This is a genomic window from Streptomyces monashensis, assembly GCF_001866665.1.
Classification (GTDB): domain Bacteria; phylum Actinomycetota; class Actinomycetes; order Streptomycetales; family Streptomycetaceae; genus Streptomyces; species Streptomyces monashensis.
The window spans coordinates 116,823-143,789 of sequence record NZ_MLYO01000032.1; the positions used below are offsets into that span (position 1 = coordinate 116,823).

The 26,967-nt window shown below is 71.6% G+C and carries 28 protein-coding genes and 1 riboswitch; of the genes, 13 read left to right on the forward strand and 15 right to left on the reverse strand.

Going from position 1 to position 26,967, the window contains the following annotated elements; translation table 11 throughout:
* Nucleotides 1-15: 15 nt before the first annotated feature.
* Both BIV23_RS19485 and BIV23_RS49660 read left to right on the forward strand, forming a co-directional pair.
* Nucleotides 16-1,380 carry a PTS transporter subunit EIIC gene (locus tag BIV23_RS19485; RefSeq protein WP_071382216.1) on the forward strand — a complete coding sequence of 455 codons (1,365 nt, stop codon included), beginning with the start codon at nucleotides 16-18 and terminating at the stop codon, nucleotides 1,378-1,380.
* A 30-nt stretch (nucleotides 1,381-1,410) separates the two neighbouring features.
* The gene (locus BIV23_RS49660) at nucleotides 1,411-1,713 is read left to right on the forward strand and encodes a hypothetical protein (RefSeq protein ID WP_143079094.1); all 303 of its coding nucleotides are present in this window, start codon (nucleotides 1,411-1,413) and stop codon (nucleotides 1,711-1,713) included.
* Between the two features lie 8 nt (nucleotides 1,714-1,721).
* Here BIV23_RS49660 and BIV23_RS53575 read toward each other — a convergent pair whose 3' ends face one another.
* The 3 genes from BIV23_RS53575 to BIV23_RS19500 are packed head-to-tail and all read right to left on the reverse strand — an operon-like array spanning nucleotide 1,722 to nucleotide 2,616.
* Nucleotides 1,722-2,003: a hypothetical protein gene (locus BIV23_RS53575; RefSeq protein WP_342746372.1), complete on the reverse strand. Its 282-nt coding sequence runs from the start codon at nucleotides 2,001-2,003 to the stop codon at nucleotides 1,722-1,724.
* A complete protein-coding gene (locus BIV23_RS53580) occupies nucleotides 1,919-2,371 on the reverse strand; it encodes a class I SAM-dependent methyltransferase (RefSeq protein ID WP_425443502.1) in 453 nt (150 codons plus the stop codon). The genes BIV23_RS53575 and BIV23_RS53580 overlap by 85 nt, the downstream gene beginning before the upstream one ends.
* Nucleotides 2,368-2,616: a hypothetical protein gene (locus BIV23_RS19500; protein WP_071382170.1), complete on the reverse strand. Its 249-nt coding sequence runs from the start codon at nucleotides 2,614-2,616 to the stop codon at nucleotides 2,368-2,370. The genes BIV23_RS53580 and BIV23_RS19500 overlap by 4 nt, the downstream gene beginning before the upstream one ends.
* A gap of 110 nt (nucleotides 2,617-2,726) precedes the next feature.
* On the opposite strand from BIV23_RS19500, the gene BIV23_RS19505 reads away from it, so the two are divergent.
* The 5 genes from BIV23_RS19505 (at nucleotide 2,727) to BIV23_RS19525 (ending at nucleotide 6,212) form a co-directional block, all read left to right on the forward strand.
* Nucleotides 2,727-3,566 carry a helix-turn-helix domain-containing protein gene (locus tag BIV23_RS19505; protein ID WP_071382171.1) on the forward strand — a complete coding sequence of 280 codons (840 nt, stop codon included), beginning with the start codon at nucleotides 2,727-2,729 and terminating at the stop codon, nucleotides 3,564-3,566.
* Nucleotides 3,550-3,747 carry a DUF397 domain-containing protein gene (locus BIV23_RS19510; protein ID WP_071382172.1) on the forward strand — a complete coding sequence of 66 codons (198 nt, stop codon included), beginning with the start codon at nucleotides 3,550-3,552 and terminating at the stop codon, nucleotides 3,745-3,747. Before BIV23_RS19505 ends, BIV23_RS19510 begins: the two co-directional genes overlap by 17 nt.
* 283 nt (nucleotides 3,748-4,030) lie before the next feature.
* Complete coding sequence (locus BIV23_RS19515) at nucleotides 4,031-4,891, forward strand: hypothetical protein (RefSeq protein ID WP_071382173.1); 861 nt, start codon at nucleotides 4,031-4,033, stop codon at nucleotides 4,889-4,891.
* A 59-nt stretch (nucleotides 4,892-4,950) separates the two neighbouring features.
* The gene (locus BIV23_RS19520; RefSeq protein WP_177239959.1) at nucleotides 4,951-5,631 is read left to right on the forward strand and encodes a Uma2 family endonuclease; all 681 of its coding nucleotides are present in this window, start codon (nucleotides 4,951-4,953) and stop codon (nucleotides 5,629-5,631) included.
* A gap of 2 nt (nucleotides 5,632-5,633) precedes the next feature.
* A complete protein-coding gene (locus BIV23_RS19525; protein WP_071382174.1) occupies nucleotides 5,634-6,212 on the forward strand; it encodes a hypothetical protein in 579 nt (192 codons plus the stop codon).
* On the opposite strand, the gene BIV23_RS19530 is transcribed toward BIV23_RS19525, so the two are convergent.
* The 6 genes from BIV23_RS19530 to thrC all read right to left on the reverse strand — a co-directional run bounded on the left by BIV23_RS19530 (nucleotide 6,207) and on the right by thrC (nucleotide 13,337).
* Entirely contained in the window at nucleotides 6,207-7,733 is a 1,527-nt protein-coding gene (locus tag BIV23_RS19530; RefSeq protein WP_071382175.1) for a carboxylesterase/lipase family protein, read from the reverse strand. The genes BIV23_RS19525 and BIV23_RS19530 overlap by 6 nt on opposite strands.
* 105 nt (nucleotides 7,734-7,838) lie before the next feature.
* Nucleotides 7,839-8,963 (reverse strand): NADH:flavin oxidoreductase, encoded by a 1,125-nt coding sequence (locus BIV23_RS19535; protein ID WP_071382176.1) that lies wholly within the window; start codon nucleotides 8,961-8,963, stop codon nucleotides 7,839-7,841.
* Nucleotides 8,964-9,202: 239 nt separating this feature from the next.
* Nucleotides 9,203-10,825, reverse strand: a complete 1,623-nt coding sequence (gene groL / locus BIV23_RS19540) for a chaperonin GroEL (protein ID WP_071372535.1) — start codon at nucleotides 10,823-10,825, stop codon at nucleotides 9,203-9,205.
* Between the two features lie 321 nt (nucleotides 10,826-11,146).
* Nucleotides 11,147-11,350 (reverse strand): cold-shock protein, encoded by a 204-nt coding sequence (locus BIV23_RS19545; RefSeq protein ID WP_004929928.1) that lies wholly within the window; start codon nucleotides 11,348-11,350, stop codon nucleotides 11,147-11,149.
* A 431-nt stretch (nucleotides 11,351-11,781) separates the two neighbouring features.
* Nucleotides 11,782-12,057, reverse strand: coding sequence for a MoaD/ThiS family protein (locus tag BIV23_RS19550; protein WP_071382177.1), 276 nt, complete (start codon nucleotides 12,055-12,057; stop codon nucleotides 11,782-11,784).
* Nucleotides 12,054-13,337, reverse strand: coding sequence for a threonine synthase (gene thrC, locus BIV23_RS19555; RefSeq protein WP_071382178.1), 1,284 nt, complete (start codon nucleotides 13,335-13,337; stop codon nucleotides 12,054-12,056). Before thrC ends, BIV23_RS19550 begins: the two co-directional genes overlap by 4 nt.
* Before the next feature lie 17 nt (nucleotides 13,338-13,354).
* Nucleotides 13,355-13,502, reverse strand: a riboswitch (SAM riboswitch).
* Nucleotides 13,503-13,686: 184 nt separating this feature from the next.
* Between thrC and BIV23_RS19560 the strand changes: the two genes are divergently transcribed.
* Complete coding sequence (locus tag BIV23_RS19560; RefSeq protein ID WP_071382218.1) at nucleotides 13,687-14,631, forward strand: glucosyl-3-phosphoglycerate synthase; 945 nt, start codon at nucleotides 13,687-13,689, stop codon at nucleotides 14,629-14,631.
* An 82-nt stretch (nucleotides 14,632-14,713) separates the two neighbouring features.
* Nucleotides 14,714-16,153, forward strand: a complete 1,440-nt coding sequence (locus tag BIV23_RS19565; protein WP_177239960.1) for an alpha,alpha-trehalose-phosphate synthase (UDP-forming) — start codon at nucleotides 14,714-14,716, stop codon at nucleotides 16,151-16,153.
* On the opposite strand, the gene otsB is transcribed toward BIV23_RS19565, so the two are convergent.
* The 3 genes from otsB to BIV23_RS19580 form a co-directional block, all read right to left on the reverse strand.
* A complete protein-coding gene (gene otsB, locus BIV23_RS19570; protein WP_071382179.1) occupies nucleotides 16,141-16,989 on the reverse strand; it encodes a trehalose-phosphatase in 849 nt (282 codons plus the stop codon). The genes BIV23_RS19565 and otsB overlap by 13 nt on opposite strands.
* Nucleotides 16,990-17,345: 356 nt before the next feature.
* On the reverse strand, nucleotides 17,346-17,570 hold the full coding sequence (locus tag BIV23_RS19575; RefSeq protein ID WP_071382180.1) for a DUF3263 domain-containing protein: 225 nt from the start codon (nucleotides 17,568-17,570) through the stop codon (nucleotides 17,346-17,348).
* Between the two features lie 16 nt (nucleotides 17,571-17,586).
* Nucleotides 17,587-18,837, reverse strand: a complete 1,251-nt coding sequence (locus BIV23_RS19580; protein WP_071382181.1) for an extracellular solute-binding protein — start codon at nucleotides 18,835-18,837, stop codon at nucleotides 17,587-17,589.
* A 153-nt stretch (nucleotides 18,838-18,990) separates the two neighbouring features.
* Between BIV23_RS19580 and BIV23_RS19585 the strand changes: the two genes are divergently transcribed.
* From BIV23_RS19585 to BIV23_RS19595, 3 genes are all read left to right on the forward strand, one after another.
* Nucleotides 18,991-19,935, forward strand: a complete 945-nt coding sequence (locus tag BIV23_RS19585) for an ROK family protein (RefSeq protein ID WP_177239965.1) — start codon at nucleotides 18,991-18,993, stop codon at nucleotides 19,933-19,935.
* Entirely contained in the window at nucleotides 19,935-21,080 is a 1,146-nt protein-coding gene (nagA, locus tag BIV23_RS19590) for an N-acetylglucosamine-6-phosphate deacetylase (protein ID WP_071382183.1), read from the forward strand. The genes BIV23_RS19585 and nagA overlap by 1 nt, the downstream gene beginning before the upstream one ends.
* 133 nt (nucleotides 21,081-21,213) lie before the next feature.
* The gene (locus BIV23_RS19595; RefSeq protein ID WP_071382184.1) at nucleotides 21,214-22,131 is read left to right on the forward strand and encodes a 1-phosphofructokinase family hexose kinase; all 918 of its coding nucleotides are present in this window, start codon (nucleotides 21,214-21,216) and stop codon (nucleotides 22,129-22,131) included.
* 277 nt (nucleotides 22,132-22,408) lie between these two features.
* Here BIV23_RS19595 and BIV23_RS19600 read toward each other — a convergent pair whose 3' ends face one another.
* Together BIV23_RS19600 and cdgB are read right to left on the reverse strand one after the other, a co-directional pair.
* Complete coding sequence (locus BIV23_RS19600; RefSeq protein ID WP_071382185.1) at nucleotides 22,409-23,335, reverse strand: carbohydrate-binding protein; 927 nt, start codon at nucleotides 23,333-23,335, stop codon at nucleotides 22,409-22,411.
* Nucleotides 23,336-23,453: 118 nt separating this feature from the next.
* Nucleotides 23,454-25,124 carry a diguanylate cyclase CdgB gene (gene cdgB / locus BIV23_RS19605; protein WP_071382186.1) on the reverse strand — a complete coding sequence of 557 codons (1,671 nt, stop codon included), beginning with the start codon at nucleotides 25,122-25,124 and terminating at the stop codon, nucleotides 23,454-23,456.
* Between the two features lie 308 nt (nucleotides 25,125-25,432).
* Here cdgB and BIV23_RS19610 point away from each other — a divergent pair, with 308 nt between their 5' ends.
* Complete coding sequence (locus BIV23_RS19610) at nucleotides 25,433-26,005, forward strand: flavin reductase family protein (RefSeq protein WP_079173246.1); 573 nt, start codon at nucleotides 25,433-25,435, stop codon at nucleotides 26,003-26,005.
* Nucleotides 26,006-26,036: 31 nt separating this feature from the next.
* Here the strand turns inward: BIV23_RS19610 and BIV23_RS19615 are convergent, their stop codons facing one another.
* The gene (locus tag BIV23_RS19615) at nucleotides 26,037-26,927 is read right to left on the reverse strand and encodes a sigma-70 family RNA polymerase sigma factor (RefSeq protein WP_071382188.1); all 891 of its coding nucleotides are present in this window, start codon (nucleotides 26,925-26,927) and stop codon (nucleotides 26,037-26,039) included.
* Between the last annotated feature and the right edge of the window lie 40 nt (nucleotides 26,928-26,967).

The following is a 26,967-nucleotide window of genomic DNA, read 5'->3' on the forward strand; positions in this document are numbered from 1 at the left end:
CCGCACGCTCGGGGCGTGCGCATCGACCCCGCCTCCACCGCGACCGCCGTCCTCGCCCTGGTCGGCGGCCCGGCCAACGTCACCTCCGCGACCCACTGCATGACCCGCCTCCGGTTGACCCTCGCCGACCCGACGGCGGTGGACGAGGCGGCCCTGCGGGCGGTCCCGGAGGTGCTGGGCCTGGTCGCCGACGGCCCGGACTGCCAGGTCGTGCTCGGGCCGGGGGTGGTCGAGGAGGTCACCGAGGCGGTGACGAGGACGGTGGCGGAGGCGGCGGCGCGGGCCGACAAGGGAGGAACGGAGCAGGAGACGGACGTCAGGACCGCCCTGCGCCGGATCGCGAACGTCTTCGTCCCCCTCATCCCCGCCCTCGTCGGCTGCGGCATCCTCGCCGGCCTCAACGGCCTTCTGCTGAACGCCGGTTGGTTCCCCTCCCTGTCCCCCGCCCTGTCCGTGATCGCCTCCGCCTTCCTCGCCCTGATCGCGGTGTTCGTCGGCGTCGACACGGCGCGGGAGTTCGGCGGCACCCCGGTGCTCGGCGGGGCCGCCGCGGCCGTCGTCGTGTACCCGGGAGTGTCGAAGGTGACGGCGTTCGGGGCCCACCTGTCCCCCGGCCAGGGCGGCGTGCTCGGCGCCCTCGCCGCCGCGTTCCTGGCCACCCGTGTGGAGAAGTGGGTACGGGGCCGGGTACCGGGCGCGCTGGACGTCCTGCTCACACCGACGGTCACCGTGCTCGTCTCCGGCCTCGTGACGCTGTACGGCCTGATGTACGCGGCCGGCGCGGCGGCGTCGGCGATCGGCACGGCGGCGAACTGGCTCCTGACCACGGCCGGCGCGGCGGCGGGCCTGGTGCTGGGCGGTCTGTTCCTCCCCCTGGTGATGCTGGGCCTGCACCAGGCCCTGATCCCCATCCACACCACCCTCATCACACAACAGGGCTACACGGTCCTCCTCCCCCTCCTCTCCATGGCGGGCGCGGGCCAGGTGGGCGCGTCGCTCGCGGTGTACGTCCGCCTGCGCCACGACGGCGAACTGCGTACGACGATCCGCTCGGCCCTCCCGGCCGGCCTGCTCGGTGTGGGCGAACCCCTGATCTACGGCGTGTGCCTGCCGCTGGGCCGGCCCTTCCTGACGGCGTGCGCGGGCGGGGCCGCGGGCGGGGCGTTCGTCGGCTTCTTCGCGATGCTCGGCACCACGGTGGGCGCGACCGCGATCGGCCCGTCGGGCTGGGCCCTGTTCCCGCTGCTGACGGGCAACCGGGGCGCGGGCGCGGCGGTCGCCGTCTACGCGGGCGGCCTGCTCACCGGCTACGCGGTCGGCTTCGTGGCGACGTACCTCTTCGGCCTCCCGCGCGCCCCCCGGCCGAGCGCCGCCGTGTGACGCACGACGGTGGCCGCTCGTTGCCTCAGCATGACGACGATGAAGTTCCTCGCCACGGCCGCCCTCACCGCCGCCTCCGCCGCCGCGCTGGCCGCCCCCGCCCACGCCGACGCCCCGGCCGACACGGCCACCACGCCCACCGCCAAGGCCGCCCACGGCAACGGCCAGTGGACGATCTCCGACACCGCGAACTGCGCCGACACCCTCGCCGTGGTCCCCGTCCTCAAGCAGGTCTCGCCGCTGCAAGTGCGCGAGAACACCCCCACGTGCGGCGCGGGCAGCCTGATCCGCCCGGGCCACCGGGGCCACCTGGGCCCGCACGGCAACCGCTGACGCCGGTCCTACGGGGCGCGCCAGACGAGGGTGTAGCGCCAGAAGAGCCGGCGGCGGAGCCGGACCCCGAGAAGAATCCGCCGGGCCTCGCGACCGATCTCGGCGAAGGTCACCTCCGGATCCCGGACGGGAGCGGTCATCGAAACGGGCCGGTGCGACGTGGCCCGCCCCCGGTTCTTCACCCACCCGATGAACGGATTGAGCGCTACGGCCGCCAGCCCGAGCGCGTGGTCGAGCCCCCCTTCCGCCCGCGCACAGCCGACGACGACCAGGGTGCCGCCGCTCGCCAACTCCTCCCGGAACCGGACGAGAGTCCCGGCGAAGGGAAGGTGGTGGAGTACGGCGACGCAGGTGATGACGTCGTAGGGACCCGGGGGAAGGCGGCCGGGCGCCTCGGCGAGTACGTAGGCACGGGGGCATCGACGGAGGTCGACTCCCTCGCCCGCCCGAGAATCCCCGCATCGGCATCGACCCCCACGACCGCCTCCGCCCGCCGCCCGGCCAGCCGCCGCACCAGCTCCCCGCTGCCGCACCCCACGTCCAGGACCCGCCCGGCCGCGCGGGGCAACTGCCGCAGCAGCCAGCGGTGACAGTGGGCGTTGTGGTCCCAGGGGTAGGCGGCGTTCAAGCGGTGCAGGGCCTCGACCAGTCTGCTCAACGGCTGCGCCTCTGCCGGTTCACCTGCCGCACCTTGACCCGCAGTTCCTCACCGACGGACATCGCGTTCAGCACGTCCGTCAGCCGCTCGGCGGTACGGACATTGCAGCGTCCCAGGTCGACCAACGCAAACGGTTCGCCACTCGCACCGGTCACCGGATCGACACACAGGGACGGCAACCGCACACCGACCCCGGCGAGCGCGTCCCGCAGCGACTCCACGATCTCTTCGGTGGTGCGCAGCATTTCCAACCTCCACGGCGGGTCCCAGATTTGCTACACAGCGTGGTCGACAGCTCGCTAGCCTGGCCAGATACGGCATCCCAACAATGCAAACTGTGGGAGAGGGACTCGCTATGGCCGGCCCCAAAGACCTGGACCCGTCCTCCTCGCCGCGCGCCATGCTGGGCGCCGAGTTACGGCATGCCCGTGAGCGGAAGGGGCTGAGCCAGGAGCAGCTGGGCCAACGGCTTTTCGTGAGCGGGTCGTTCGTCGGACAGCTGGAGTCGGGGGCGCGGCGGATGCAGCTGGAGCACGCGCGGCTGCTGGACGAAGTTCTGGAGACGAACGGCTTCTTCCTGCGGAACTGCAAGGCGGCGGCCAAGTCGAAGTATGAGGAGCCCTTCGCGGAGGCGGCGGAGGCCGAGGCTCAGGCCACAGCGATCAGGGAGTACGCACCCTCCCTGATCCCCGGACTGCTCCAGACACGCGCGTACGCACAGGCCGTGAACCGCGCGTACGACCCGATGGCACTGGAGGCGACCATCGACGAGTGGGTGGAGGGGCGGATGGAGCGGATCCGCCTGCTCGACAACCCAACAAAGCCGTTGTTGTGGACGGTGCTTGACGAGGCGGCGCTTCGCCGGGAGACCGGCGGCCGGGTCGTGATGGCGGAGAGCCTGCGCCACATCGCGGACCTGATCCGCCGGAACCGGGTCATCGTGCAGGTACTGCCGCTCAGCGCGGGAGCGCACGCGGCGATCCAGGGCGCCCTCAAGCTGATGGAGTTCGCGGACGCCCCTCCGCTGGCCTACTTCGAGGGAGTGCGCACGGGGCGGCTGGAGGACGACCCTGCCACCGTCGCCCAACTGAGATTCACGTTCGACCTCCTCGTGGCCTCCGCACTCTCGCGGGAGAAGTCCCTGGCCCTGATCGAGGCGTTGGCGCAGGATTACACACATGAAGAACACCCCTGACTACGACCTGAGCACGACCATATGGATCAAGTCCAGCTACAGCGCTGGCGGCAACAACTGCCTGGAAGTCACCACCGCCCACCGGACGCTCGTCCCCGTCCGAGACTCGAAGGCCCCCCACGGCCCGAAGCTCTTCTTCAGCTCGGCCGCGTGGGCTGCGTTCACCTCGTCCCTCAGGTAGCCGTCCCGAATCTCAAGCCCCGAGCTCCCAGGTCCGAGCGCCCTTTTCAAGGAATGGGCGGAGGGTCTCAACCCACCCTCCCACCCTGCGTGTTGACTTGACGCGTTCGGCTTGCAACGCAGCGTCACATGCCTCTAACGTGCGGCCATAAGCAAACGGCCCCCGCTGGTGCGCCAACACCGGTGCGGGGGCCTGACCTACAAGATCGAAGGACACATTCGATCCCATGGCTTACGCCAACTTTAGTGCTGCCCCTGCCCCCGCGCACCCCTTCCCTCACCCGATGGCCAATCCGGGCTACGGCAAGCGGTCGGTCCCCGGACAACATCCCCGGACGAACCACGACTTCGCCCACCTCCCCGCCCGCGAAGCCGCCATCGCCGCCTACCTCGACCGGCTTCCCGACGGCGCCGACATCTCCGTAAAGACGCTGGCCAAGGTGATGCCGTACGGGCAGTGCGCCCTGGGGACCGCCCTCAACCGGCTTCAGAAGGCAGGGCACTTACGGCGCGGACGGGAACGCCTGGCCGGTGCGGACGGCGTCCGCTGGATCACCCGATCGTGGTGGTCCCGCACCGCACGTGACGACGACTGGTGGGCGACGTTCGCGCGCGGCGACGTACCGCAGCCGGAACCGCCACCGGAAGACCGGGCCCGCCCGGAAGACCAGGCCCGCCCGGCCCCGACCCGCTCCCGCGCCCACATCCTCCTCGCCGCCCTGGGGCGTACGGCCCCGGTCCTGTCCCTCTCCGCCGCCGACTGTGCGGAACTCGCTCCGCTGGTGGCGGAGTGGTTCGCCCGGGGAGCCACCGACGAGGCCGTACTCCACGCCCTGACCGCCGGCCTGCCCAAGCCGGTCCACCACCCGGCCAACCTGGTCCGCAGCCGCCTGACCAAGAAGCTCCCGCCCGAACCCGTACGGCAGCCACCCCGCCCGCCCCGCCGGATCCTGGAGTGCGCGGAGTGCGGGGTGCCGGGACGGCCGGAGGCGCTGGCAGACGGGCTCTGCCAGGCGTGCAGGGGTGCGCCCCCGCGTGACCGCGCGCACCCCAATGCGCCCCTGGCGGCTCCCGCAATCCGCTCCTACGCAGCTGAGATGCGTGCTGCGATCTTGCAAAAGCGACAAGAAAGGACACTGGCATGACCGCTCCTACGGTCCGACGAGATCACTCGGGGGCACCATGGAAGGAAGGAGGCAATGCCATGACCCCTGACACCGCCGAGCGCCCGCAGATGTCCGTCGAGGACTTCGAGGAACTTGCCCGCAGGGCTCCGAGGGAGCTGCGCAACCGCCTGGAGTTCCTCGGTGGACGGCTGTGCATCCGGCACGGTCCGCTCGACGTCGAGGAGTTCGAAGAGCTGGAAGCCACTGCCCCGGAAACCGTGCGGCTGGAGTACATCAACGGAAAGGTAGTAGTCAAAGCCATGCCGGACGGCAACCACGGAGAGATCTTCATGTGGCTGCTTCGTCAGTGCATGCAACAGCGCCCCGAGCTGAACCTCATGCCCGAGCGGGGCGTCAAGGCCGAGTCCTACCGTAAGGGCCGCGCCCGTACGGACGGCTTCCTCGCACCCGAGGGCCATTTCAAGGGGCACGGGGAGTGGTCGGAGACCGACGGCGCCCTCATGGCGGTGGAAATCACCTCACATGACCGCGACACCGACCAACGCGATCGCATCGACAAGCCCATCGGCTACGCCGAGGCCGGTATCCCCGTCTACCTCCTCATCGATCGCGACAACAACACCCTCACCGTCTTCAGCGAACCGAAGGAAGGCCGCTACCTCCTGTCCCCTCGCTACCCCTGGGGCGCTACCGTCGAGCTGCCGCCTCCGGTCGGCATCACACTGGACACAGAGAAACTCAAGGACTACGCGGACTGACCATGAACCACGCCCAGCTCAACGCCCTCGGACGGGCCCTGCGGCTCGTCGGGGAGCACGGGGAGGCGCTCGGTGCCGACACCCCGGACTCCCGGCTGCACGAGATCAAGGCCGATCTGCGCCGGGCGCTCGATCTGCTGGACGAGAGTGTCGCCGCCGGCGCGCCCTCCACCCGGTGTCCCGAGCATCCGCAGGGCCCCGTCGACGAGAGCGCGCCCGATCTGTGTCTGCTGTGCGAGACCCGGCGCCGGGCCGCACGCCGGTCGGAGTATCACGGCGGAGGGCGGGAGCGGACCGAAGCCGCGGCCGCTGCCACCGCGCCGTCCCGGTACGGCGTCCGCGCCGACCGGCCGCAGCCGCAGCAGCGCTGGCTGCCGGAGGCGTGGAACGGGCAGGAGTGGCAGCTGTGCGGCACGCCCCGGCGGGACAAGCGCGAGGCCGAGGCATATCTCGCCGCCCAGCGCCGCTCGTCCCGGCCCGCCATGGCGTACCGGCTCGTGCACGAGTTCACCGACTACGAGGTGCTCCGGGTGTGGGGCACCCCGCTGCGCGTTGACATCGAGCCGCTGGGGAACCTATAGCAGCGGCAGGGCGCTGAAGTCGTAGCCCTCCCAGATCCGCCTGCTCGCCTCCTCCGGGTACGGCGCCACCCGCTGTTCCGCGTCCAGGACCTGGACCAGGCGGGAGCGCGGGTCGTAGGCCGGCCAGCCCGGGTCGCCGGTGCGGGCGAAAGCCGTCCAGGCGCGCTGGATGAAGGCCGACAGCCGCTCCGCCTCCGGTGTGGGTCTGCCGCCGGGAAACGCGAGGGCGGCCAGATCGGCGCCGAACGTGCCGAAGAGCAGTGGGATGTCCAGGCCGTGGCAGGCGCCCAGCGCGCCCTCGGAGTCCGGGGCCGGCCAGGTCAGTTCGTAGACGTGGGCGCTGCCGCCGCCTGCCCGCTGGGCCTCCGCCAGCCGCAGGCTCGGCTGCCCGAACTGCCAGTCCGTCTGGACCCGTTCGAAGAGCTGCTCCGCACTCCACTGCGGGAAGGCCGAGCGGTACGCCGCCTCGCCCGCCGCCCCGCCCGGTGCGTACAGCCGCAGGATCCCCGCGGCCAGGTCGTCCGTGATCTTGCCGGACATGCCGGCCGCGACCAGGAACAGGCGCCACTCGTCGCGGTTGTGGCCGACCAGGAGGTCCACGTCCCGCGCCGCACCCGCTGAAAGGGCCTCCCAGGGAGTCGTGGACAGCACCTCGCCGTCCACCACCGGCGCGAAGGGCAGCGCCGTCGGTGCCGCCTGGCCCCAGCGGTCGGCGTACGCCTGCATCTTGATGCCCAGGGCCTGGCCCGCCAGGGTCAGCTCGCGCGGGTCCGTCCTCGCCATGTCCTCTGCTGTCGGCGCGCGGCCCGCCTCCGCCGCCAGCGCCGCGGCGATGTCGCGGGCGAGGTCCGCGGAGAAGAACGTGCCCGGCACGCTCTGGGTGATCGCGCGGCGGAACAGGCCCCGGGCCCTCGGCATGGCCAGGAGGGAGGCGATGGAGCCCGCGCCGGACGACTGGCCGAAGACGGTGACCTGGGAGGGGTCGCCGCCGAACGCCGTGATGTTCTCCTGGACCCACTCCAGGGCCGCCACCTGGTCCAGCAGGCCCCGGTTCGCGGGAGCGCCCGTCCAGAGGGTGAAACCCTCCATGCCCGTGCGGTGGTTGAAGGAGACGAGCACCGCGTCGCCCGTGCGGGCGAGATGCTGGGCGTCGTAGGCCGACTGGCCGCTGAAGCCGAGTTTGTACGCACCACCGTAGATCCATACCAGCACCGGACGGGCGGCGGACGGATCCGGGTCCGGGGTCCAGACGTTCACCGTCAGCCAGTCGTCGCCCTCCGGCTGCCGGGGCTGGACCGTGCGGCCGGAGAGTCCCACCTCCTCCGGGGGCGGCGGGCCGAACGCGTACGCCTCCCGCGTGCCCTCCCAGGGGTCGGGCCGGCGCGGTGCCCGGAAGCGGTCCGGGCCGACCGGGGGCGCGGCGAAGGGAATGCCCCGGAACACCGACAGCCCCTGCTCCCGCAGACCGCGCACCGCCCCGGAGGCGGTGCGCACCACGGGCCCGGACTCGCTCTTCGTCATCGCTCGCTCCCCTGACTTCAGCCGTAGGCCTCAGCACGAACTGACTGTTCATCAAGGGAACGCGCGACGACGGTCATACGTGCCCGAACGGCACGACGGACACCGTCAGCTGAGGGTCTTCAGCGACGCGGCGTCGTACGGCTTCAGCTCGCCCGTGCGGTCGGCGAGCACCTTGGCCGCCCACTCCGGGTCCTGGAGCAGCGCGCGGCCGACGGCGATCATGTCGAACTCGTCGGCCTCCAGCCGGTCGAGGAGGTCGTCGATGCTCTTGGTCCCGGAGCCCTCGCCCTGGAACGCCTTGATGAACTCGCCGTCGAGGCCGACCGAGCCGACGCTGATGACCTGCTTGCCGGTGATCTTCTTCGTCCAGCCGGCCAGGTTCAGGTCCGAGCCGTCGAACTCCGGCACCCAGTAGCGGCGGGTGGAGGCGTGGAAGACGTCGACGCCGGCCGCCGCCAGCGGGGTCAGGATGGCCTCCAGCTCCTCGGGGGTCTCGGCGAGGCGGGCCGTGTAGTCCTGCTGCTTCCACTGCGAGTAGCGGAAGATGACCGGGAACTCGGGCGAGACGGCCGCGCGGACCGCCGCCACGATCTCCGCGGAGAACTTCGTACGGGCCACCGGGTCGCCGCCGTAGGCGTCGGTACGGCGGTTGGTGCCCTCCCACAGGAACTGGTCCAGGAGGTAGCCGTGGGCGCCGTGCAGCTCCACGCCGTCGAAGCCGATGCGCTCGGCGTCGGCCGCCGCCCGGGCGAACGCGGCGATCACGTCGTCGAGGTCCTGCTGGGTCATCGCCCGGCCGGTGGCCTCGGCGCCCGCGGTGACCAGGCCGGAGGGGCCCATCGCGGGGGCCTCGGGGAAGGGGGCCTCGCCGTCCTTGCGGACCATGCCGATGTGCCACAGCTGCGGGACGATGGTGCCGCCCGCCGCGTGCACGTCCGCGGCCACCTTCGCCCAGCCCGCCAGCTGCTCCTCGCCGTGGAAGCGCGGCACGCGGTCGCTCTGGCCCGCCGAGTCGTGGCCCACGTAGGTGCCCTCGGTGACGATCAGGCCGACCCCGGCGGCGGCACGGCGGGAGTAGTACGAACGCACGTCCTCGCCGGGTACGCCGCCCGGGGAGAACATCCGGGTCATGGGCGCCATCGCGATCCGGTTCGGCACGGTGAGGCCGTTGAGGGTGATGGGGCGGGACAGGATCTGGGCCGCGCGGGAGGCGGAGGTCGTGACGGTCACGTGGGGGGCTCCTCGTGAGGGACGGCGTTAACCGGTCGGTATGTGAGCACGCATTGTTGCAGCTCCTTAAGTAACGGCCTATGTGCCGGCCCGCATTCCGGACCGCGGTCCGCCCGTGTGTGATCCGAAGCACAGTCCGGGACGCGATCCCGGACTCGCCCCCGGAAACGCCCGAGGGCGGCACCCCAGCCGGAAGCTGGAAGTGCCGCCCTCGGAGAAGGACAGGTGATCCGGGCGGATCAGAAGTCCATGTCACCGCCCGGCATGCCGCCCGGAGCGGCCGCGGCGGCCTTCTCCGGCTTGTCGGCGATGACGGCCTCGGTGGTGAGGAACAGCGCGGCGATGGAGGCCGCGTTCTGCAGCGCGGAACGCGTCACCTTCGCCGGGTCGATGATGCCCTCGGCGATCATGTCGACGTATTCGCCCGTGGCGGCGTTCAGACCGTGGCCGACGGCCAGGTTGCGCACCTTCTCCACGACGACGCCGCCCTCGAGACCACCGTTGGCGGCGATCTGCTTCAGCGGGGCCTCCAGCGCGAGCTTCACGGCGTTGGCGCCGGTCGCCTCGTCACCCTCCAGGTCCAGCTTCTCGAAGACCGAGGAGGCCTGCAGCAGGGCCACGCCACCACCGGCGACGATGCCCTCCTCGACGGCCGCCTTGGCGTTGCGCACGGCGTCCTCGATGCGGTGCTTGCGCTCCTTGAGCTCCACCTCGGTGGCGGCACCGGCCTTGATGACCGCGACGCCGCCCGCGAGCTTGGCCAGGCGCTCCTGGAGCTTCTCGCGGTCGTAGTCCGAGTCGCTGTTCTCGATCTCGGCGCGGATCTGGTTCACGCGGCCGCCCACCTGCTCCGAGGAGCCGGCGCCGTCGACGATGGTGGTCTCGTCCTTGGTGATGACGACCTTGCGGGCGCGGCCCAGGAGGTCCAGGGTCGCGTTCTCCAGCTTGAGGCCGACCTCCTCGGAGATGACCTCGCCGCCCGTGAGGATGGCGATGTCGCCGAGCATGGCCTTGCGGCGGTCGCCGAAGCCCGGGGCCTTGACGGCGACGGACTTGAAGGTGCCGCGGATCTTGTTGACGACCAGGGTCGACAGGGCCTCGCCCTCGACGTCCTCGGCGATGATCAGCAGCGGCTTGCCCGACTGCATGACCTTCTCCAGGAGCGGGAGCAGGTCCTTGACCGAGGAGATCTTGGAGTTGGCGATGAGGATGTACGGGTCCTCGAGCGACGCCTCCATGCGCTCCATGTCGGTCGCGAAGTACGCCGAGATGTAGCCCTTGTCGAAGCGCATGCCCTCGGTGAGCTCGAGCTCCAGACCGAAGGTGTTGCTCTCCTCGACGGTGATGACGCCTTCCTTGCCGACCTTGTCCATGGCCTCGGCGATCAGCTCGCCGATCTGGGTGTCGGCGGCGGAGATGGACGCGGTGGAGGCGATCTGCTCCTTGGTCTCGACGTCCTTCGCCTGCTCCAGCAGGGCGGCGGAGACGGCCTCGACGGCCTTCTCGATACCGCGCTTCAGAGCCATCGGGTTGGCGCCGGCGGCGACGTTGCGCAGGCCTTCCTTGACCAGGGCCTGGGCGAGCACGGTCGCGGTGGTCGTACCGTCACCGGCGACGTCGTCCGTCTTCTTGGCGACTTCCTTGACCAGCTCGGCGCCGATCTTCTCGTACGGGTCCTCGAGCTCGATCTCCTTGGCGATGGAGACACCATCGTTGGTGATCGTGGGGGCGCCCCACTTCTTCTCGAGGACGACGTTGCGACCCTTGGGGCCGAGCGTCACCTTGACGGCGTCCGCGAGCTGGTTCATGCCGCGCTCGAGGCCGCGCCGCGCCTCCTCGTCGAACGCGATGATCTTGGCCATGTGAAGTGGTCCCTCCAGGACTGGGGGTGATTCCTTCGGACCGCGCCCGCGCCCGCGACGGACGGCTCGCCGGCCTGTGGTTCCTTGCCCCACGTGGCCTGCGGGCCTCACCGACCCGGTCCTTCTTTGTCACTCTCACCTTCAGAGTGCTAACGCCAATGATTAGCACTCGCCCCTGCCGAGTGCAAGCGCCTTGGGGGGGTCGGGGCGCGCGCTCAGCCGCCCGCGAACAGAGGATCGGGACGGGGCCGAACGGGGCAGCCGGGCACAGCGAAGGGCCCGCACCCCTCGCGAGGTGCGGGCCCTTCGGACAAGAAACGTTCAGGCGCTGAGGCGAACCATGTCGGCCTGCGGGCCCTTCTGGCCCTGCGAGATCTCGAACTCCACCCGCTGCCCCTCTTCCAGGGTGCGGTAGCCGTCCATCTGAATGGCGCTGTAATGGACGAAGACGTCCGCACCACCGTCGACCGCGATGAAGCCGTACCCCTTCTCCGCGTTGAACCACTTGACGGTGCCCTGAGCCATGCCTAACTCCCCTATTACTGGCCCTTGCACAGATCCACACTTCGCGGACCCGGGTCAGACCTCACCCCCCATCGGTCGGGGGCGTGCGCCGGAACGCGTCGACCGCGGCTGAATGTATCTGTCCAACTGCCGTCTGCAACAGGTCAATCGGACGAGAAATCTGGACGACGACGGTCCGGAATCTACCTAAAATACGGCCGAATCCAGGGCAAGTCGGGCCGTACAAAGTGGAACAAAAGCCGCAGAAAGCCCGTGCAGTTTGGCTGCTTCTTATCGGGCTCACGATGCGGAATCCGGGACCTCGACCTTCGGATCCGGAACGCGTTCCCCAACTGTACCGCGCTCAATCACACTGAATGGCCCCCTCCGTTTCTCTCACGGAGGAGGCCATTCGATGAACAATCGGTAACCTCGATTACCGACGGTAATGATCAGCCGCCGGCGACCGCCGGAATGATGGAGACACCGGCGCCGTCCGGGGTCGCGGTTTCCAGGCCCTGCTCGAAGCGCACGTCGTCGTCGTTGACGTACACGTTCACGAACCGGCGCAGCCTGCCCTGGTCGTCCAGGACCCGGGCGGCGATCCCGGTGTGGTTCTTCTCCAGGTCCTCGATGACCTGGGCGAGGGTCGCGCCCTCGGCGGCGACCTCGGCCTGACCGCCGGTGTAGGTGCGCAGGATGGTGGGGATGCGAACGGTCACGCTCATGCGAGGCCAGCCTCTCGGAAGGAGTCCAGGGTCGGACGGATGGTGGCGGTGAGACCCGTGCCGGCCACCGCGTCGAGGGTCTTCAGGCCGTCGCCGGTGTTGAGGACGACCGTGGTCTTCGTCGGGTCCAGGACACCTGCCTTGACCAGCTTGCGGGTGACGCCGACCGTCACGCCGCCCGCCGTCTCGGCGAAGATGCCCTCGGTGCGGGCCAGCAGCCTGATCGCGTCGACGACTTCCTCGTCCGTCACGTCCTCCACCGCGCCGCCGGTGCGGCGGGCGATGTCCAGCACGTACGGCCCGTCGGCCGGGTTGCCGATGGCGAGGGACTTGGCGATGGTGTCCGGCTTCTGCGGGCGGACCACGTCGTGCCCGGCCTTGAAGGCCGCCGACACCGGCGAGCAGCCCTCGGCCTGCGCACCGAAGATCTTGTACGGCCTGTCCTCGACCAGCCCGAGCTCGATCAGCTCCTTCAAGCCCTTGTCGATCTTCGTGAGCTGGGAGCCGGAGGCGATCGGGATCACGATCTGGTCCGGCAGCCGCCAGCCGAGCTGCTCGCAGATCTCGTACGCCAGCGTCTTGGAGCCCTCGGCGTAGTACGGCCGCAGGTTGACGTTGACGAAGCCCCAGCCCTCGCCGGCCGGGTCGCCGATCAGCTCGGAGCAGAAGCGGTTCACGTCGTCGTAGTTGCCCTCGATGCCGACGAGCTCGCCGCCGTAGACCGCGGCCATGACGATCTTGCCCTGCTCCAGGTCGTGCGGGATGAACACGCAGGAGCGGAAGCCGGCGCGGGCCGCGGCGGCGCCGACGGCACCGGCCAGGTTGCCCGTGGAGGAGCAGGACAGGGTGGTGAAGCCGAAGGCGCGGGCGGCCTCCAGGGCCTGGGCGACGACGCGGTCCTTGAAGGAGTGCGTCGGGTTGCCGGAGTCGTCCTTGACGAACAGGCCGCCGGTGACGCCCAGTTCGCGGGCGAGGTTGTCGGCCTTGACGAGCTTGGTCCAGCCGGGGTTGATGTTCGGCTTGTCGGCGACGCCGGCCGGGACGGGCAGCAGGGGGGCGTACCGCCAGATGTTCGCGGGGCCGGCCTCGATGCGGGCCCGCAGTTCCTCGGTGTCGTAGGCCGAGAAGTCGTAGGCGATCTCCAGCGGGCCGAAACACTCCTCGCACGCGAAGACCGGGCCGAGCGAGACACGGTGACCGCACTCGCGACAGCTCAGCGCCGCGGCCGGACCGAGGTCGACGGTGGGAGTGGAGGTGCTTGCAACTGTCTGCACAGCCATGGAGGCGAGGCCCTTTCTCCTCATCTTCCTCACGACGCATCTCGCCGTGAGACGGATTTGGCACCTTCCCTAGCCGGGAGCCTCGCCACGTCAACGTGACAGGAACCGACTGGAGGGTTGCCGGGGCTTCATCGGGCCGTGTCCCTCTGCCCCTCTGGATGAGCGGTATGCGGTTGTATGAGCAGTTGTACGCACGAATCGTGCTGCGCGCGCGACCCCGACATGCGATGGTCACCGGCGTTGTTCAAGACTGTAACCGAAGGCCAGGACAGTTGAGATAGTCGTCCGAACCGCGAGATGGATCACACAGCCACCACGTGTGATCACGAACAGTGAGGAGCCGCGGAGCGTGCTGGAAGAAGTAGAGCGCTGGCTGGCCACCCACTCCTGGTCCGTGACCGATCGCCCGCTCCAGCGGATACTGGCCGCCAAGCAGCGCACGGGGCAGACGATCAGCGTCGTGCTGCCCGCGCTCGACGAGGAGGAGACCGTCGGCGACATCGTCACGGTCATCCGGCGCGAGCTGGTGGAGCGGGTCCCGCTCGTCGACGAGCTCGTCGTCGTCGACTCCGGCTCCACCGACCGCACCTCCGAGGTCGCCGCCGCCGCGGGCGCCCGGGTCGTCCACCGGGACACGATCCTGCCGCGCGTCCCGGCCGTCCCCGGCAAGGGCGAGGTGCTGTGGCGCTCGCTCCTCGTGACCCGCGGCGACATCATCTGCTTCGTCGACGCCGACCTGCGCGAGTTCTCCGCCGACTTCGTCTCCGGCATCGTCGGCCCGCTCCTCACCGATCCCGGGATCTCGCTGGTGAAGGCCATGTACGACCGCCCGCTCGCCGGTGCCGCCGGGCAGGGCGGCCGGGTCACCGAGCTGATGGCCCGCCCGCTGCTCAACATGCACTGGCCGCAGCTGGCCGGCTTCGTGCAGCCGCTGGGCGGCGAGTACGCGGCCCGGCGCGGCCTGCTGGAACAGCTCCCCTTCCCGGTCGGCTACGGCGTGGAGCTGGGCATGCTGGTGGACGCGCTGCACCTGGTGGGCCTGGACGCCCTCGCCCAGGTGGACGTCGGGGTCCGCAGGCACCGGCACCAGGACGGGCAGGCGCTCGGCCGGATGGCCGCCGCGATCTACCGCACCGCCCAGCTCCGGCTGGCCCGGGGCCATCTGATCCGCCCCGCCCTGACCCAGTTCGAACGGGACGAGGACGGCTTCGCGCCACGGACGTACTCCGTGGACACGGAGGAACGGCCCCCGATGGTGGAGATCGCGGAGTACGCCGAGCGCCGGGTGGCGTGACTTCGCCGGACTTCGTATACGGGCGGGGCGTCGGGCGGGGCCGTACGTTTGAGCGTTTCCGGGGCGGGCTAGGTTGAGGACCATGGCTTCCACCGGCGGTGCTGAGGTGCTGGTCGCGTCCAATCGCGGCCCAGTTTCGTACACGCTCGACACGGACGGCGAGGGCGGCGCGCTGCGGGCCAGGCGGGGCGGCGGCGGGCTGGTCTCGGGGCTGTCCGCCATCGGCCCGGACGCCCGTGCCGTATGGGTGTGCGCGGCGCTCGGCGACGGCGACCGGGAGGCCGTACGGCGGGCGGGCGGCGGGCTGCTGCCGGACGGGGACACCGGCGGGCAGCGGGTGCGGATGCTGGACATCGACCCGGCCGTGCACGCCGACGCGTACAACGGCATCGCCAACTCCGTGCTCTGGTTCGTCCACCACATGCTGTACCAGACTCCGCTGGAACCGGTCTACGACGCGGAGTTCCGCCGGCAGTGGGCGTCGTACGAGGCCTACAACCGCGCGTTCGCCGAGGCGCTGGCCGAGGAGGCCGCCGAGGGGGCGGCCGTGCTGGTGCAGGACTACCATCTGTGCCTCGCGCCCGGCATGCTCCGCGCGCTCCGCCCCGACCTGCGGATCGGCCACTTCTCGCACACCCCCTGGGCCCCGCCGGACTACTTCCGCCTGCTGCCCGACGACATCGCCGCCGCCCTGCTGAACGGCATGCTGGGCGCGGACCGGGCGGCCTTCCTGACCCGGCGCTGGGCGGCCGCGTTCACGGCGTGCTGCACGGCGGTGCTGGGCCCGGACAGCCTCTCGGACACGACGATCGGGGTGCACGGGCTCGGCGCGGACGCGGACTTCCTGCGCGAGCGGGCGCACCGGCCGGACGTGACCGAACGGATGGCCGCGCTGCGGGCGGAGATCGGCGCGGGGCGCAGGACCATCGTCCGCGTCGACCGCACCGAGCTGTCCAAGAACATCGTGCGCGGACTGCTGGCGTACCGGCAGCTGCTGGACGACCACCCCGAGTGGCGCGAGAACGTCGTCCACGTGGCGTTCGCGTACCCGTCCCGGCAGGACCTCGCGGTGTACCGGGACTACACGGCCGAGGTGCGGCGGGTCGCCGACGACATCAACTCCCGCTACGGGACGCCCGGTTGGACCCCGGTGGTGCTCCACGTCAAGGACGACTTCGCGCGCTCGCTGGCCGCGTACCGCCTCGCCGACGTGGCTCTGGTCAACCCCATCCGGGACGGCATGAACCTGGTCGCCAAGGAGGTACCGGTGCTCTCCGAGGAGGGCTGCGCGCTGGTGCTGTCGCGGGAGGCCGGGGCGTACGAGGAGCTGCGCGCCGACGCGTTCACGGTGAACCCCTACGACGTGCTGGAGACCGCGCGCGCCCTGCACGAGGCGCTGTCGCTGGGGCCGGAGGAGCGGGCGGACCGCGCCAAGAGACTGGCGGCGGCGGCCACCGCGCTGCCCCCGGCCCAGTGGTTCATGGACCAGCTGCGGGCGCTGGAGGAGCTTCAGCCCGGCTGATCGGCCTCCAGCTGACCGGCGAGCGCGCGCAGCAGGTGTACGACGCCGGCGGGGCCGTCGACGACGACGTCGGCCCGCTCCGCCAGTTCCGCGACCTCGCTGCTGCCGCTGCACACCAGGAGGCCGGGGACGCCGTCGGCGCGGAGCCGTTCGACGGCGGCGTAGGCGGGCAGGTCGCCGAGGTCGTCGCCGGCGTAGAGGACCGAGCCGGCGCCGGTCCTGCGGACGTGTTCGGCGAGGGCGACGCCCTTGTCCATGCCGGGCGGGCGCAGCTCCAGGACCAGGCGGCCGGGTTCCACGACCAGGCCGTGGCGGGTGGCGAGGTCGGTGAGGGGGCCGCGCAGAGCCTCGAAGGCGGCCTCCGGGTCGGTGGCGCGGCGCGTGTGGACGGCGACGGCCCGCCCCTTCTCCTCGATCCAGGTGCCGGGCCAGGCGCCGGCGCGGTCCAGGACGCCCGGCAGCTCGGCGCGGACGGATGCGACGCCGGGGTGCGGGGCGGGGGCGGTGACCGTGCCGGTGACGGCGTCCCAGCGTTCGGCGCCGTAGTGGCCGAGGACGGTGAGGTGGTCCAGCCCCGGGACGCCGGCGAAGCCGCCGTAGCGGACGGCGACGCCGGCGGGGCGGCCGGTGATCACGGCGATGGAGGCGACCTTGGGGGCGAGCCGGGCGAGGGCCGGTACGGCGTCGGGGTGGGCGCGGGCCTGCTCGGGGTCGGCGACGATGGGGGCGAGGGTGCCGTCGAAGTCGAGCCCGACGACCGCGGTGCGCGGCTTCGCGAGCAGAGCGGCGAGTCCGTCCCGGCCGAGCTGGGTCTGCGGGGTCGGCAGAGGGTCCATGGACCGACACTATCCAGCACGGCCCGCTGTCACTCCTGGTGCTCCGCCCCAGACCCGCCAGGAGCTCCGCCCTGGACCCCGCCAAGGGCTCCGCCCCCGAACCCCACCTCGCCCACCCGCCAGCCGACTCGGTCGGCGAGAAAGGCACCCCGCCTCGCCCACCCTCCGAGCCTGCCAGGACCACACGCGACCGCGGGTCCGTCATGGCCGGTCGCGCCCACGCGGCGGCAGCCGCATGTCAGACACAGCCCCGCGTCCCTTCGGGGGCGCTCCCCGTCCCTCACCTCTCGGCCGACCGAGTCGGGATGGGGGTCCCCCGCGCGAGCGCAGCCGAGCGTGGGGGAAGGTGGGCGGAGTCAGCGGGACGAGCGGTGCCGGTCGCGGACTCGGCGCAGGCGGTTGACCGTCACCGGGTCGTGGGCCAGGGCGCGTTCGTCGTCCAGGAGGGCGTTCAGGAGTTGGTAGTAGCGGACCGGGGCCAGGTCGAGTTCCTCGCGGATGGCCCGTTCCTTCGCACCGGGGCCCGCGAAGCTCCGGCGCTCGAGGGCGAGGATCGACTTTTCCCGGGTGCCCAGTTCCATGGAGTCACCGTAGCGCTCAGTTCTTGGCGCTGCTGTCCGCGGCCGTGGCCGTCGCCTGGAGCCGGGTGAGGACGCCGGAGGGGTCGCCGCCGGGGGCGACGGCCTGACCGATGTTCTGCTTCACGGCCGCGGCGACCGCCGCCCAGGACGTCTTGCCGACCGGGTACAGCTCGGAGGTGGGCAGCTGCTCCAGGAAGGGGTGCAGGGCCTTGTCGGGGGCGGCGTCCGACGCGCTCATCGCCGCCGAGGCGGAGCCCGTGACCGGCAGCAGCCCGTAGTCGCGGGAGAAGGCGAGGACGTTCTTCTCGCTGTAGACGAAGTTCAGGAAGTCGCCGATCTGGTCGCGGTGGCCGTTCTGCTTGAACGCCATCATCCAGTCGGCCACGCCCATCGCGGCCCGCGGCGTACCGGTGCGCCCCGGCATCGGCACCATCCCGAACTGCACGCCCTTCTGCTGCGCCTGCTGGATCAGCGTGGGGTGTCCGTTGAGCATGCCGACCTGGCCGTTCGCGAACGCGGCGAAGGCGTCCGCGCGGTTGAGCTTGCCGGGCGCGACCGGCCCGGTCAGGCCCTTGCCGACCAGGTCGTCCTTGAGCCAGGTGAAGGTGTCCACGTTCTGCGCGGAGTCGATGGTGTAGGTACCGACGTCGTCGGTGTAGCCGTTGCCGCCGTTGGAGCCGGCCCCGCTCAGCAGCCACTGCATCGTCTCCGCCTGGGCCTCCTCGGGCCCGAGCGGCAGCGCGACCGGGTACGTCACGCCCTTGTCCTTGAGCGCCTTGGCGTCCGAGGCCAGCTCGTCCCAGGTGGTGGGCGGGGTGGTGATGCCGGCCTTGGCGAACAGGGTCTTGTTGTAGAAGAGCACGCGCGTGGAGGCCCCGAAGGGGATGCCGTACTGCGTGTGGTTCCACTGGCCCGCCTCGGAGAGCTGGGAGAGGAAGTCGGCCTGCGTGCGGATGGAGAGGAGGTCGGAGGCCGGGTAGAGCTTGCCGGCAGCCGCGTAGTCGGCGTAGGCGCCGATCTGGGCGAGATCGGGCGCGTGGCCGTCGGCCACCATCGCCTTCACCTTGGCGTCGACGTCGTTCCAGGAGTAGACGCTGACCTCGACCTTCACCCCGGAGTGCTGGGCCTCGTACGCCTGGACAACGCTGTCCCAGTACTTCTTGGAGCTGTTCTTGGGGGAGTCGCCGTAGTCGGCGGCCACGAGTCTGAGGGTCACGCCGGACGAACCCGTGCTCCCGCAACCCCCCAGGAGCAATGTCATGCCCATGGCAGACACTGCCGCGACCGTTCCTGCCGTACCCCGACGCACCCTCAACGCCCCAACCCTGCCGTCTGACCGTTCAATATATGGACACATAAGGTCTACACCACGCGAGTGGACTAGACCTCTCGCGGGTCCGAGGGCCACACTAGGGCCGTGGTGAGACATGTCATCGCCCTCGACGTGGGCGGTACCGGGATGAAGGCCGCCCTCGTCGGCGACGACGGCGAGCTGCTCCACCGCGCCCGCCGCGCCACCGGCCGCGAGCGCGGACCGGACGCGGTGGTGGCGACGATCCTCGACTTCGCCGCCGAACTGCGCGCGTACGGCGTCGAGCGCTACGGCACCCCCGCGCGCGCCGCCGGCATCGCGGTCCCCGGCATCGTCGACGAGGAGCAGGGCATCGCCGCGTACGCCGCCAACCTCGGCTGGCGCGACGTACCCCTGCGCGCCCTGCTCGCCGAGCGGCTCGGCATCCCCGTCGCCCTCGGGCACGACGTGCGCACCGGCGGGCTCGCCGAGGGCCGGATCGGCGCGGGCAAAGGCGCCGACCGGTTCCTGTTCGTCCCGCTCGGCACCGGGATCGCGGGCGCCATCGGCATCGACGGCCGGGTCGAGGCGGGCGCGCACGGCTTCGCCGGCGAGATCGGGCATGTCGTCGTACGGCCGTCCGGCACCCCCTGCCCGTGCGGGCAGCACGGCTGCCTGGAGCGGTACGCCTCCGCGTCCGCCGTCAGCGAGGCCTGGGCGGCCGCCTGCGGGGACCCGGACGCGGACGCGGCCGACTGCGCGAAGGCCGTCGCGTCCGGCGACCCGAACGCCGTCCGGGTCTGGCAGCGGGCGGTGGACGCCCTGGCCGACGGTCTGGTCACCGCGCTCACCCTGCTGGACCCGCGCACACTGATCATCGGTGGCGGTCTGGCCGAGGCGGGGGAAGTGTTGTTCTCACCGCTGCGCGACGCCGTCCGGCTCCGGGTCACCTTCCAGCGGCTGCCGGCCATCGTCCCCGCCGCCCTCGGCGACACGGCGGGCTGCCTGGGCGCGGGCCTGCTGGCCCGCGACCTGCTCACCACCACTTCTACGACCCCGGAGGTAGGCGCCTGATGGCTCCCAGCTTGGTTCTCACAGGTGCTCGGGTGGTGCTGCCCGGCGGAGTGGTGGACGACGGGCGCGTGTCCGTGGAGGGTACGAGGATCACGGCGACGGCCGCCGAGAGCGCCCGGACCGTCGACCTCACCGGCCACTGGGTCCTCCCCGGCTTCGTGGACATCCACAACCACGGCGGCGGCGGCGCCTCCTTCTCCGGCACGGCCGAGGACATCCTCCAGGCGGTCCACACCCACCGCACCCACGGCACGACCACCCTGGTGGCCTCCACCGTCACCGACGAGACGGACCTCCTGGCGACGCAGGCCGGGCTGCTGAGCGAGCTGGCCGAACAGGGCGAGATCGCCGGCATCCACTTCGAGGGGCCGTTCATCTCCCCGTGCCGCAAGGGCGCGCACTCCGAGGAACTGCTGCGCGACCCGGACCCGGCCGAGGTCCGCAAGCTGATCGACGCGGCGCGCGGCAAGGCGAAGATGGTCACCCTCGCCACCGAACTGCCCGGCGGCGTCGACTCCGTACGGCTGCTCGCCGAGCACGGCGTGATCGCGGCCATCGGGCACACGGACGCGACGTACGAGCAGACGGTCGAGGCGATCGACGCGGGCGCCACGGTCGCCACCCACCTCTTCAACGCGATGCCCCCGGTCGGCCACCGCTCCCCCGGCCCGATCGCGGCCCTGCTGGAGGACGAGCGGGTCACGGTCGAGCTGATCAACGACGGCACGCACCTCCACCCCGCCGCGCTGGAGCTGGCCTTCCACCACGCGGGCGCCTCCCGTGTCGCCTTCATCACGGACGCCATGGACGCGGCCGGCGCCGGTGACGGCCGCTATCTGCTCGGCCCGCTGGAGGTCGAGGTCAGCGAGGGCGTGGCCCGGCTGGTGCACGGCGGGTCGATCGCGGGCTCCACGCTGACCCTGGACCGCGCGTTCCGGCGGGCGGTGACGATCGACCGGCTGTCCGTCGAGGACGCGGTGACGGCCCTGTCCGTCACTCCGGCCCGGCTGCTCGGCCTGTCCGACCGCATCGGCTCGCTGGAGCCCGGCAAGGACGCGGACCTGGTCGTGTTCGACGCGGACTTCGTCCTCAAGGGTGTGATGCGGCGCGGCGAATGGGTGGTGGTACCGCCCCAACTGGCGTGATCTGCCCGTCTTTTCCCCGCACGGCGGCCGACTCCTGACTGGGCCGGCCGCCGTCTCTTTGGCATGATCGGGCCCCGGCGGACGATGACGGGCGCGACGACACGCGCGGGGAACTTCGAGGGAGGCGGCCCGGGTGATCCTCACGGTCACGCTGAACACCGCTCTCGACCTGACCTATCGCGTCCGGTCGCTGCGGCCGCACGCCTCGCACCGGGTCTCGGAGGTCATCGAGCGGCCGGGCGGCAAGGGCGTGAACGTGTCCCGGGTGCTGGCCGCGCTGGGCCACGAGGTGACGGTGACGGGCTTCACGGGCGGCGGCACCGGGCGCGCGGTGCGCGACATGCTCTCCGGCATGCCCCGCCTGACGGACGCGCTGCTCCCGGCCGCCGGAGCGACACGGCGCACGATCGCCGTGGTGGACGAACTGTCGGGCGACACGACCCAGTTGAACGAGCCGGGCCCCCAGATCAGCCCCACCGAATGGGGCGCCTTCCTCGACCGCTACGAGGAGTTGCTGCCCGGCGTCTCGGCGGTGGCCCTGTGCGGCAGCCTCCCCCCGGGCGTGCCGGTCGGCGCCTACGCCAACCTCGTGCGCGACGCCCGCTCCCACGGGGTGCCGGTGCTGCTGGACACCAGCGGCGAGCCACTGCGCCGGGCGGTCGCCGCCCGACCCGACATCGTCAAGCCGAACGCCGACGAACTGGCCGAACTGACCGGATCCCACGATCCGTTGCGCGCCACCCAGGACGCCCGCCGGCGCGGCGCCCACACGGTCGTCGCCTCCCTCGGCCCCAAGGGCCTCCTCGCCGCCACCCCGGAGGGCCGCTGGCACGCGGTCCCGCCGGCCCCCGAGCACGGCAACCCGACGGGCGCCGGCGACTCGGCGGTGGCGGGCCTGCTGTCGGGGCTCGTCGACCGACTCCCCTGGCCGGACCGACTGGCCCGCGCGGTCGCGTTGTCGGCGGCGACGGTACGGGCACCGGCGGCGGGCGAGTTCGACCACGCGGCCTACGAGGAACTCCTGGCGCAGGTGTCGGTGACGGCGACGTGAAGGCCTAGTCGAAAGTTTGGCTGAAAACGCCCTTCCCCGCACGTCGGCCGCCCGGTCCGTCTCGAACCAGACGCCCTATCGCATCGTGTTCTGGGCCATCACCCCGGCACCGGCTGCGCCATCGGCACCAAACTGCTCACGCTGAAGCCGGGCACCTACTCGGACAACCTCCATGGCACCGCTACGGGCATCGAGGTCTACGCGCAGTAGTGCCGCGGTTCCGACAGCGGGTGTGGCGGCCTCGGCGGCTGCCGGGGTCGCCACACCGCTTCGGGGCTCAGCCGCCGGAGTTGACCCAGCCCTTCACCAGCCACACCTGGTCGATGAGGGCGTCGCACTGGTTGCCCTGCTCGCACGAGAGCTTGATGGTGTTCGAGCCCTTGTTGAGCTGGACGTAGCTGAACGTCTTCGTCCAGCCCTTCTCGTAGTCGCCCGCCGGGCCGTGCGACCAGTTCTTCAGGCCGACCGGCGAATCGGAAGCCGTCCCGTTGACCGTGATGGTGGCGGTGGCGTCCTTGCCGGGAACGCTGTACCCGAAGTAGACGCTGTATTTGCCGGCGTCCGGGACGCCGTTGACGGTCCAGGTGAGCGAGGCTCCGACCTTGTTGAAGCCCGCCACATAGGTCCCGCCGGCCGCTGACGCCCCCTTGACCCCGGACGCCGTGGACGCGCCGCCCGCCAGCTGGAGGTCCTTCGCGTCGCTCTTCGGCAGGTCCCCCGACGCGCTGCTGCTCGCCGACTGGCTCGGCTGGGAGCTCTGCGAGGTGGACGGCGTGTCGGAGGCGCCGCCACCCGCCTTGTTGTCCGAGGTGTTGCCGTTCAGCATCGCCACGCCGATCCCTATGACCACCGCCGCGACCACCGCGATCGCGCCGATCAGCAGGCCCTTGGTGTTGGGGCCGCGGCGCGGCGGGGCCGAACGGGGGGCGCGGGTGGTGGAGGCGGGGCCGCCCGGGAGCGTCTCCGGGGCCTGGTAGTGGGCGTTCGGCTGGCCGTAGGCGCCCTGCTGCGGCACCTGGCCGTAAGCGGGCGGCTGCTGCTGGCCGTACTGGCGCTCGCCGACGGCACGCACCCTGCTGACCGAGTTCGGGTAGCCGTAACCGCCGGACGGCGGCTGGGCTCCTCTGGCCTGGCCGTCGGCGTACAGATAGCCGAAGGGGTCGTCTTCCTCGGGCGTGCTCGCGCCGTTGTCGCCGGGCGTCATCCCTGGTACTCCTCAGCAGGTGCGGGCGGATGCGATAGGGGGCATGGATCAGCGAGCCTACCCGCTCTCAGTGAGCCAAACGGGTGACTCCGACCGCATCAACTCGCTGACCTGCGGATCATCCCGCGCGTCGGTGCTGTTTGGGACGAGATCGTTTCTCTACGTACATCCGCTCGTCGGCTGACTTCAACACCTCGTCCGCGGTCATGCCGCAGTGGGCCCACCCGATGCCGAAACTCGCGCCCACCCGCACGGCCCGGCCCTCGGCCCGGATCGGCTGGATGATCTCGTTGCGCAGCCGTACGGCGAGGTCTTGGGCGTCGGCCCGGCCGAGGCCGTCGGCGAGGATCACGAACTCGTCGCCGCCGAGGCGGGCGACCGTGTCACCGTCGCGGACACCCCGGGTGAGGCGTCGGGCGACCTCGATGAGGACCGCGTCGCCCGCGTTGTGGCCGAAGCGGTCGTTGATGGACTTGAAGCCGTCGAGGTCGCAGAAGAGCACCGCGAGGCCCTTGGTGCCGTCGTCGTGGTCCTCCTCGGGGGCGACCGTGTGCACGTGATGGTCGAAGGCGTCGTAGCCCTCCGTGCCCGGCCGGAAGTCGAAACCGCCGTGGCTGCCGCCATGGCTGCCCGGGGCGTCGAAGACGGGGAGGCCGTAGGCCGCGTCCAGGGATTCCAGGTCGCCGGGCTGGGAGGGGCGCCGGCACAGGCGGGCCGACAGGCGCGAGCGCAGCTCGGCGGAGTTCGGCAGGCCGGTGAGGGAGTCGTGCGAGGCGCGGTGGGCGAGCTGCAGCTCGCGCCGCTTGCGCTCCTCTATGTCCTCGACGTGGGTGAGCAGGAAGCGGGGGCCGTCGGCGGCGTCGGCCACCACGCTGTTGCGCAGCGACACCCAGACGTACGTGCCGTCACGGCGGCCGAGGCGCAGCTCCGCGCGGCCGCCCTCGGCGGAGGTCCGCAGCAGCGTGCCGATGTCCTCGGGGTGGACGAGGTCGGAGAAGGAGTAGCGGCGCATCGCGGAGGCCGGGCGGCCCAGCAGCCGGCACAGGGCGTCGTTGGTGCGCAGGATGCGGCCGTGCTGGTCGCCGCCCATCTCGGCGATGGCCATGCCGGAGGGGGCGTACTCGAAGGCCTGCCGGAAGGATTCCTCGCTGGCGCGCAGGGCCTGCTGCTCGCGCTCCAGGCGGACCAGTGCCCGCTGCATATTCGCGCGTAGACGCGCGTTGCTGATCGCGATGGCTGCCTGGAAGGCGTACATCTGCAGGGCCTCGCGGCCCCAGGCGCCCGGGCGGCGGCCGTTGCGCGGCCGGTCGACGGACAGGACGCCGAGCAGCTCGCCGCAGGAGCCGCCCTGCACGCCGGGCGTGTACATGGGGGCGAAGAGGCGGTCCGAGGGGTGCCACTCGTCCTCGAAGCGCGGCATGGGGCCGTCGGTGTACCACTGGGGGACGTCGTCGTCGTCCAGCACCCAGCCCTCGGTGTGCGGTATGAAGACCAGGTCGCCCCAGCGCTCGCCCATGTGCAGCCGCCGGTCCCAGGACTCGCGGGAGCCGACCCGGCCGGTGATCAGGGCCTCGGCGGCGGAGTTCCCGGCGAGGGCGGCGACGACGAGGTCGCTGTCCTGGCGGACGAGGTTCACGCACGCCATCTCGTACCCGAGGGCCTGTACGACGCCGTCGGCGACCGTCTGCAAGGTGTCCGCCAGGCTGCGCGCCGTGTTCATGTCGGCCATGACCTGGTGCAGCTGCCGCAGGGACGCGAGACGGACATACGGCTCCGACTCAGTCTCCATGCCCGCCCTCCCCCCGCGACGTCACAGCGAATCAAGGGTTGTCTCAGCTTCCACGCCACTGAATCACAGCGCGCTGCTCACTCGGTACACAGGGTCAACAATTCCTGCCCCTTGTGACTCAAGTCACAGGTGAACGTGAACAATTGAGTGGCATTTCTGCATTTGACACGTGCGAATACTGAACGCAGGCCTTGCGGGCGTGCGCACATGCTGCCCATAACTGCCTCATGGTCCTCCCCTGGTCCTAGGACCCGGCTCGGGCGGAGGCCCGATGCGGCCCGTGCAGGGCGCAGACTAGCGTTCCAGGCGTGCTGAAGACCGCCTCTCCCACCACCCTCACCGCTTCCGGGCATGCTGAGGGGGTGAGCAACGACGAGTTCCGGGCCGCGATGTCCCGGCTGGCCGCGGGCGTGGTCCTGGTGACCGCGCAGGAACCGCCGCTCGACCCGGACGACCCGGGCGCGCCGGGTGTGGAGGACGTCGGCATGACCGCCACCGCCTTCCTGTCGGTCTCCCTCGACCCCCCGCTCGTCCTCGTCAGCCTGCGCGAGGGCTCCCGGATGGACGACCTGCTGGCCGAACAGCCCCTGTGGGCCGTGTCGGTACTCACCGAGAGCCAGCGGCACATCGCCGGGCGCTTCGCGATGAAGGGCCGCATCAGCGACCGGCTGCTCTTCGAGGACGTCCCCTGCGTCCGCGGCGAGGTGACCGGCGCGCCCCTGGTGGGCGGCGCACTGGCCACGCTGGAGTGCCGCACCGAGGAACGGGTGAGCGCCGGGGACCACACCCTGGTCATCGGCCGCGTCCTCACCGCAGAGGTGCCGAGCGCCGAGGGCGGACCGCTGCTGTACTTCCGGGGGCGGTACCGGCAGTTGGGCTGAGCAAAGAGCCTGCCCTCGGGCGGGGCGGCCGTCACGTCTGCGTCGGCTCGATCGTCAGCTCCGTGAGGCGGGCCGGGTCCGTCACGATGTCGATCGTGGCGATGCGGTCGGCGACGAAGGTGAAGGTCAGCGCGCGCTCCAGGCGGTCGTCGACGTAGCGGACCAGGCCCGTGGCGCCGTCGATCAGGGCCGGGCGGGACTCGACGGCCAGGCGGGCGAAGCTCTTCGCGCCGGCGGCCACCCCGCTCGCGCCGATGGTCGTACCGGCCTCGCCGCGGGCCAGGACGTCCGGGTCGAGGACGGCCAGCAGCCCCTCGAAGTCGCCGTCCCGCGCCGCCGCCAGGAAGGCGTCGACCACCGCACGCTGCCGCACCAGGTCGGTCTCCGGCGCGTCCGCGCCCCGCACCCGGCGCCGGCCCCGGCTGGCCAGCTGCCGCGCGGCGGCCGGGGTGCGCCCGAGGACGCCGCCGACCTCGTCGAACGGCACCCCGAACAGGTCGTGCAGCACGAACGCCAGCCGCTCGGCCGGGTTCAGCTGGTCGAGGACGACGAGCAGGGCCGAGCCGACCGAGTCGGCCAGCAGGGCGTCCTGCGCGGGGTCCTGTGCCGGGTCCTGTGCGGCGGCGGCCGGCTCCCAGGTCTCCAGGGGCTGCTCGCCCCGGGTGCGGCGGGAGCGGAGCAGGTCGAGGCAGACCCGGCCGACGACGGTCGTCAGCCAGCCCCCGAGGTTGTCCACCTCGCTCGTGTCGGACCGGCTCAGCCGGAACCAGGTCTCCTGCACGGCGTCCTCGGCCTCCGCGGCCGAGCCCAGCATCCGGAAGGCGACGGCCCGCAGATGCCCCCGGTACGCCTCGAACCGCTCGGCGAGGGCGTCGAGGCCGCCGGTGCCGTCGTGGTGCTGGTGCGCGTCGTGCTCGCTCATCGGTGGTGCCGGCCTCTCCGTCGCCGTACAGGGTCTTCAC

Bases quoted from the DNA above. Each gene is read 5' to 3' on its own strand.
- BIV23_RS49660 (WP_143079094.1), top strand. From the start codon at position 1,411: ATGACGACGATGAAGTTCCTCGCCACGGCCGCCCTCACCGCCGCCTCC.
- BIV23_RS19500 (WP_071382170.1), bottom strand. From the start codon at position 2,616: ATGCTGCGCACCACCGAAGAGATCGTGGAGTCGCTGCGGGACGCGCTC.
- BIV23_RS19505 (WP_071382171.1), top strand. From the start codon at position 2,727: ATGGCCGGCCCCAAAGACCTGGACCCGTCCTCCTCGCCGCGCGCCATG.
- BIV23_RS19510 (WP_071382172.1), top strand. From the start codon at position 3,550: ATGAAGAACACCCCTGACTACGACCTGAGCACGACCATATGGATCAAG.
- BIV23_RS19515 (WP_071382173.1), top strand. From the start codon at position 4,031: ATGGCCAATCCGGGCTACGGCAAGCGGTCGGTCCCCGGACAACATCCC.
- BIV23_RS19520 (WP_177239959.1), top strand. From the start codon at position 4,951: ATGACCCCTGACACCGCCGAGCGCCCGCAGATGTCCGTCGAGGACTTC.
- BIV23_RS19525 (WP_071382174.1), top strand. From the start codon at position 5,634: ATGAACCACGCCCAGCTCAACGCCCTCGGACGGGCCCTGCGGCTCGTC.
- BIV23_RS19530 (WP_071382175.1), bottom strand. From the start codon at position 7,733: ATGACGAAGAGCGAGTCCGGGCCCGTGGTGCGCACCGCCTCCGGGGCG.
- groL (WP_071372535.1), bottom strand. From the start codon at position 10,825: ATGGCCAAGATCATCGCGTTCGACGAGGAGGCGCGGCGCGGCCTCGAG.
- BIV23_RS19545 (WP_004929928.1), bottom strand. From the start codon at position 11,350: ATGGCTCAGGGCACCGTCAAGTGGTTCAACGCGGAGAAGGGGTACGGC.
- BIV23_RS19550 (WP_071382177.1), bottom strand. From the start codon at position 12,057: ATGAGCGTGACCGTTCGCATCCCCACCATCCTGCGCACCTACACCGGC.
- thrC (WP_071382178.1), bottom strand. From the start codon at position 13,337: ATGGCTGTGCAGACAGTTGCAAGCACCTCCACTCCCACCGTCGACCTC.
- BIV23_RS19565 (WP_177239960.1), top strand. From the start codon at position 14,714: ATGGCTTCCACCGGCGGTGCTGAGGTGCTGGTCGCGTCCAATCGCGGC.
- otsB (WP_071382179.1), bottom strand. From the start codon at position 16,989: ATGGACCCTCTGCCGACCCCGCAGACCCAGCTCGGCCGGGACGGACTC.
- BIV23_RS19575 (WP_071382180.1), bottom strand. From the start codon at position 17,570: ATGGAACTGGGCACCCGGGAAAAGTCGATCCTCGCCCTCGAGCGCCGG.
- BIV23_RS19580 (WP_071382181.1), bottom strand. From the start codon at position 18,837: ATGGGCATGACATTGCTCCTGGGGGGTTGCGGGAGCACGGGTTCGTCC.
- nagA (WP_071382183.1), top strand. From the start codon at position 19,935: ATGGCTCCCAGCTTGGTTCTCACAGGTGCTCGGGTGGTGCTGCCCGGC.
- BIV23_RS19600 (WP_071382185.1), bottom strand. From the start codon at position 23,335: ATGACGCCCGGCGACAACGGCGCGAGCACGCCCGAGGAAGACGACCCC.
- cdgB (WP_071382186.1), bottom strand. From the start codon at position 25,124: ATGGAGACTGAGTCGGAGCCGTATGTCCGTCTCGCGTCCCTGCGGCAG.
- BIV23_RS19615 (WP_071382188.1), bottom strand. From the start codon at position 26,927: ATGAGCGAGCACGACGCGCACCAGCACCACGACGGCACCGGCGGCCTC.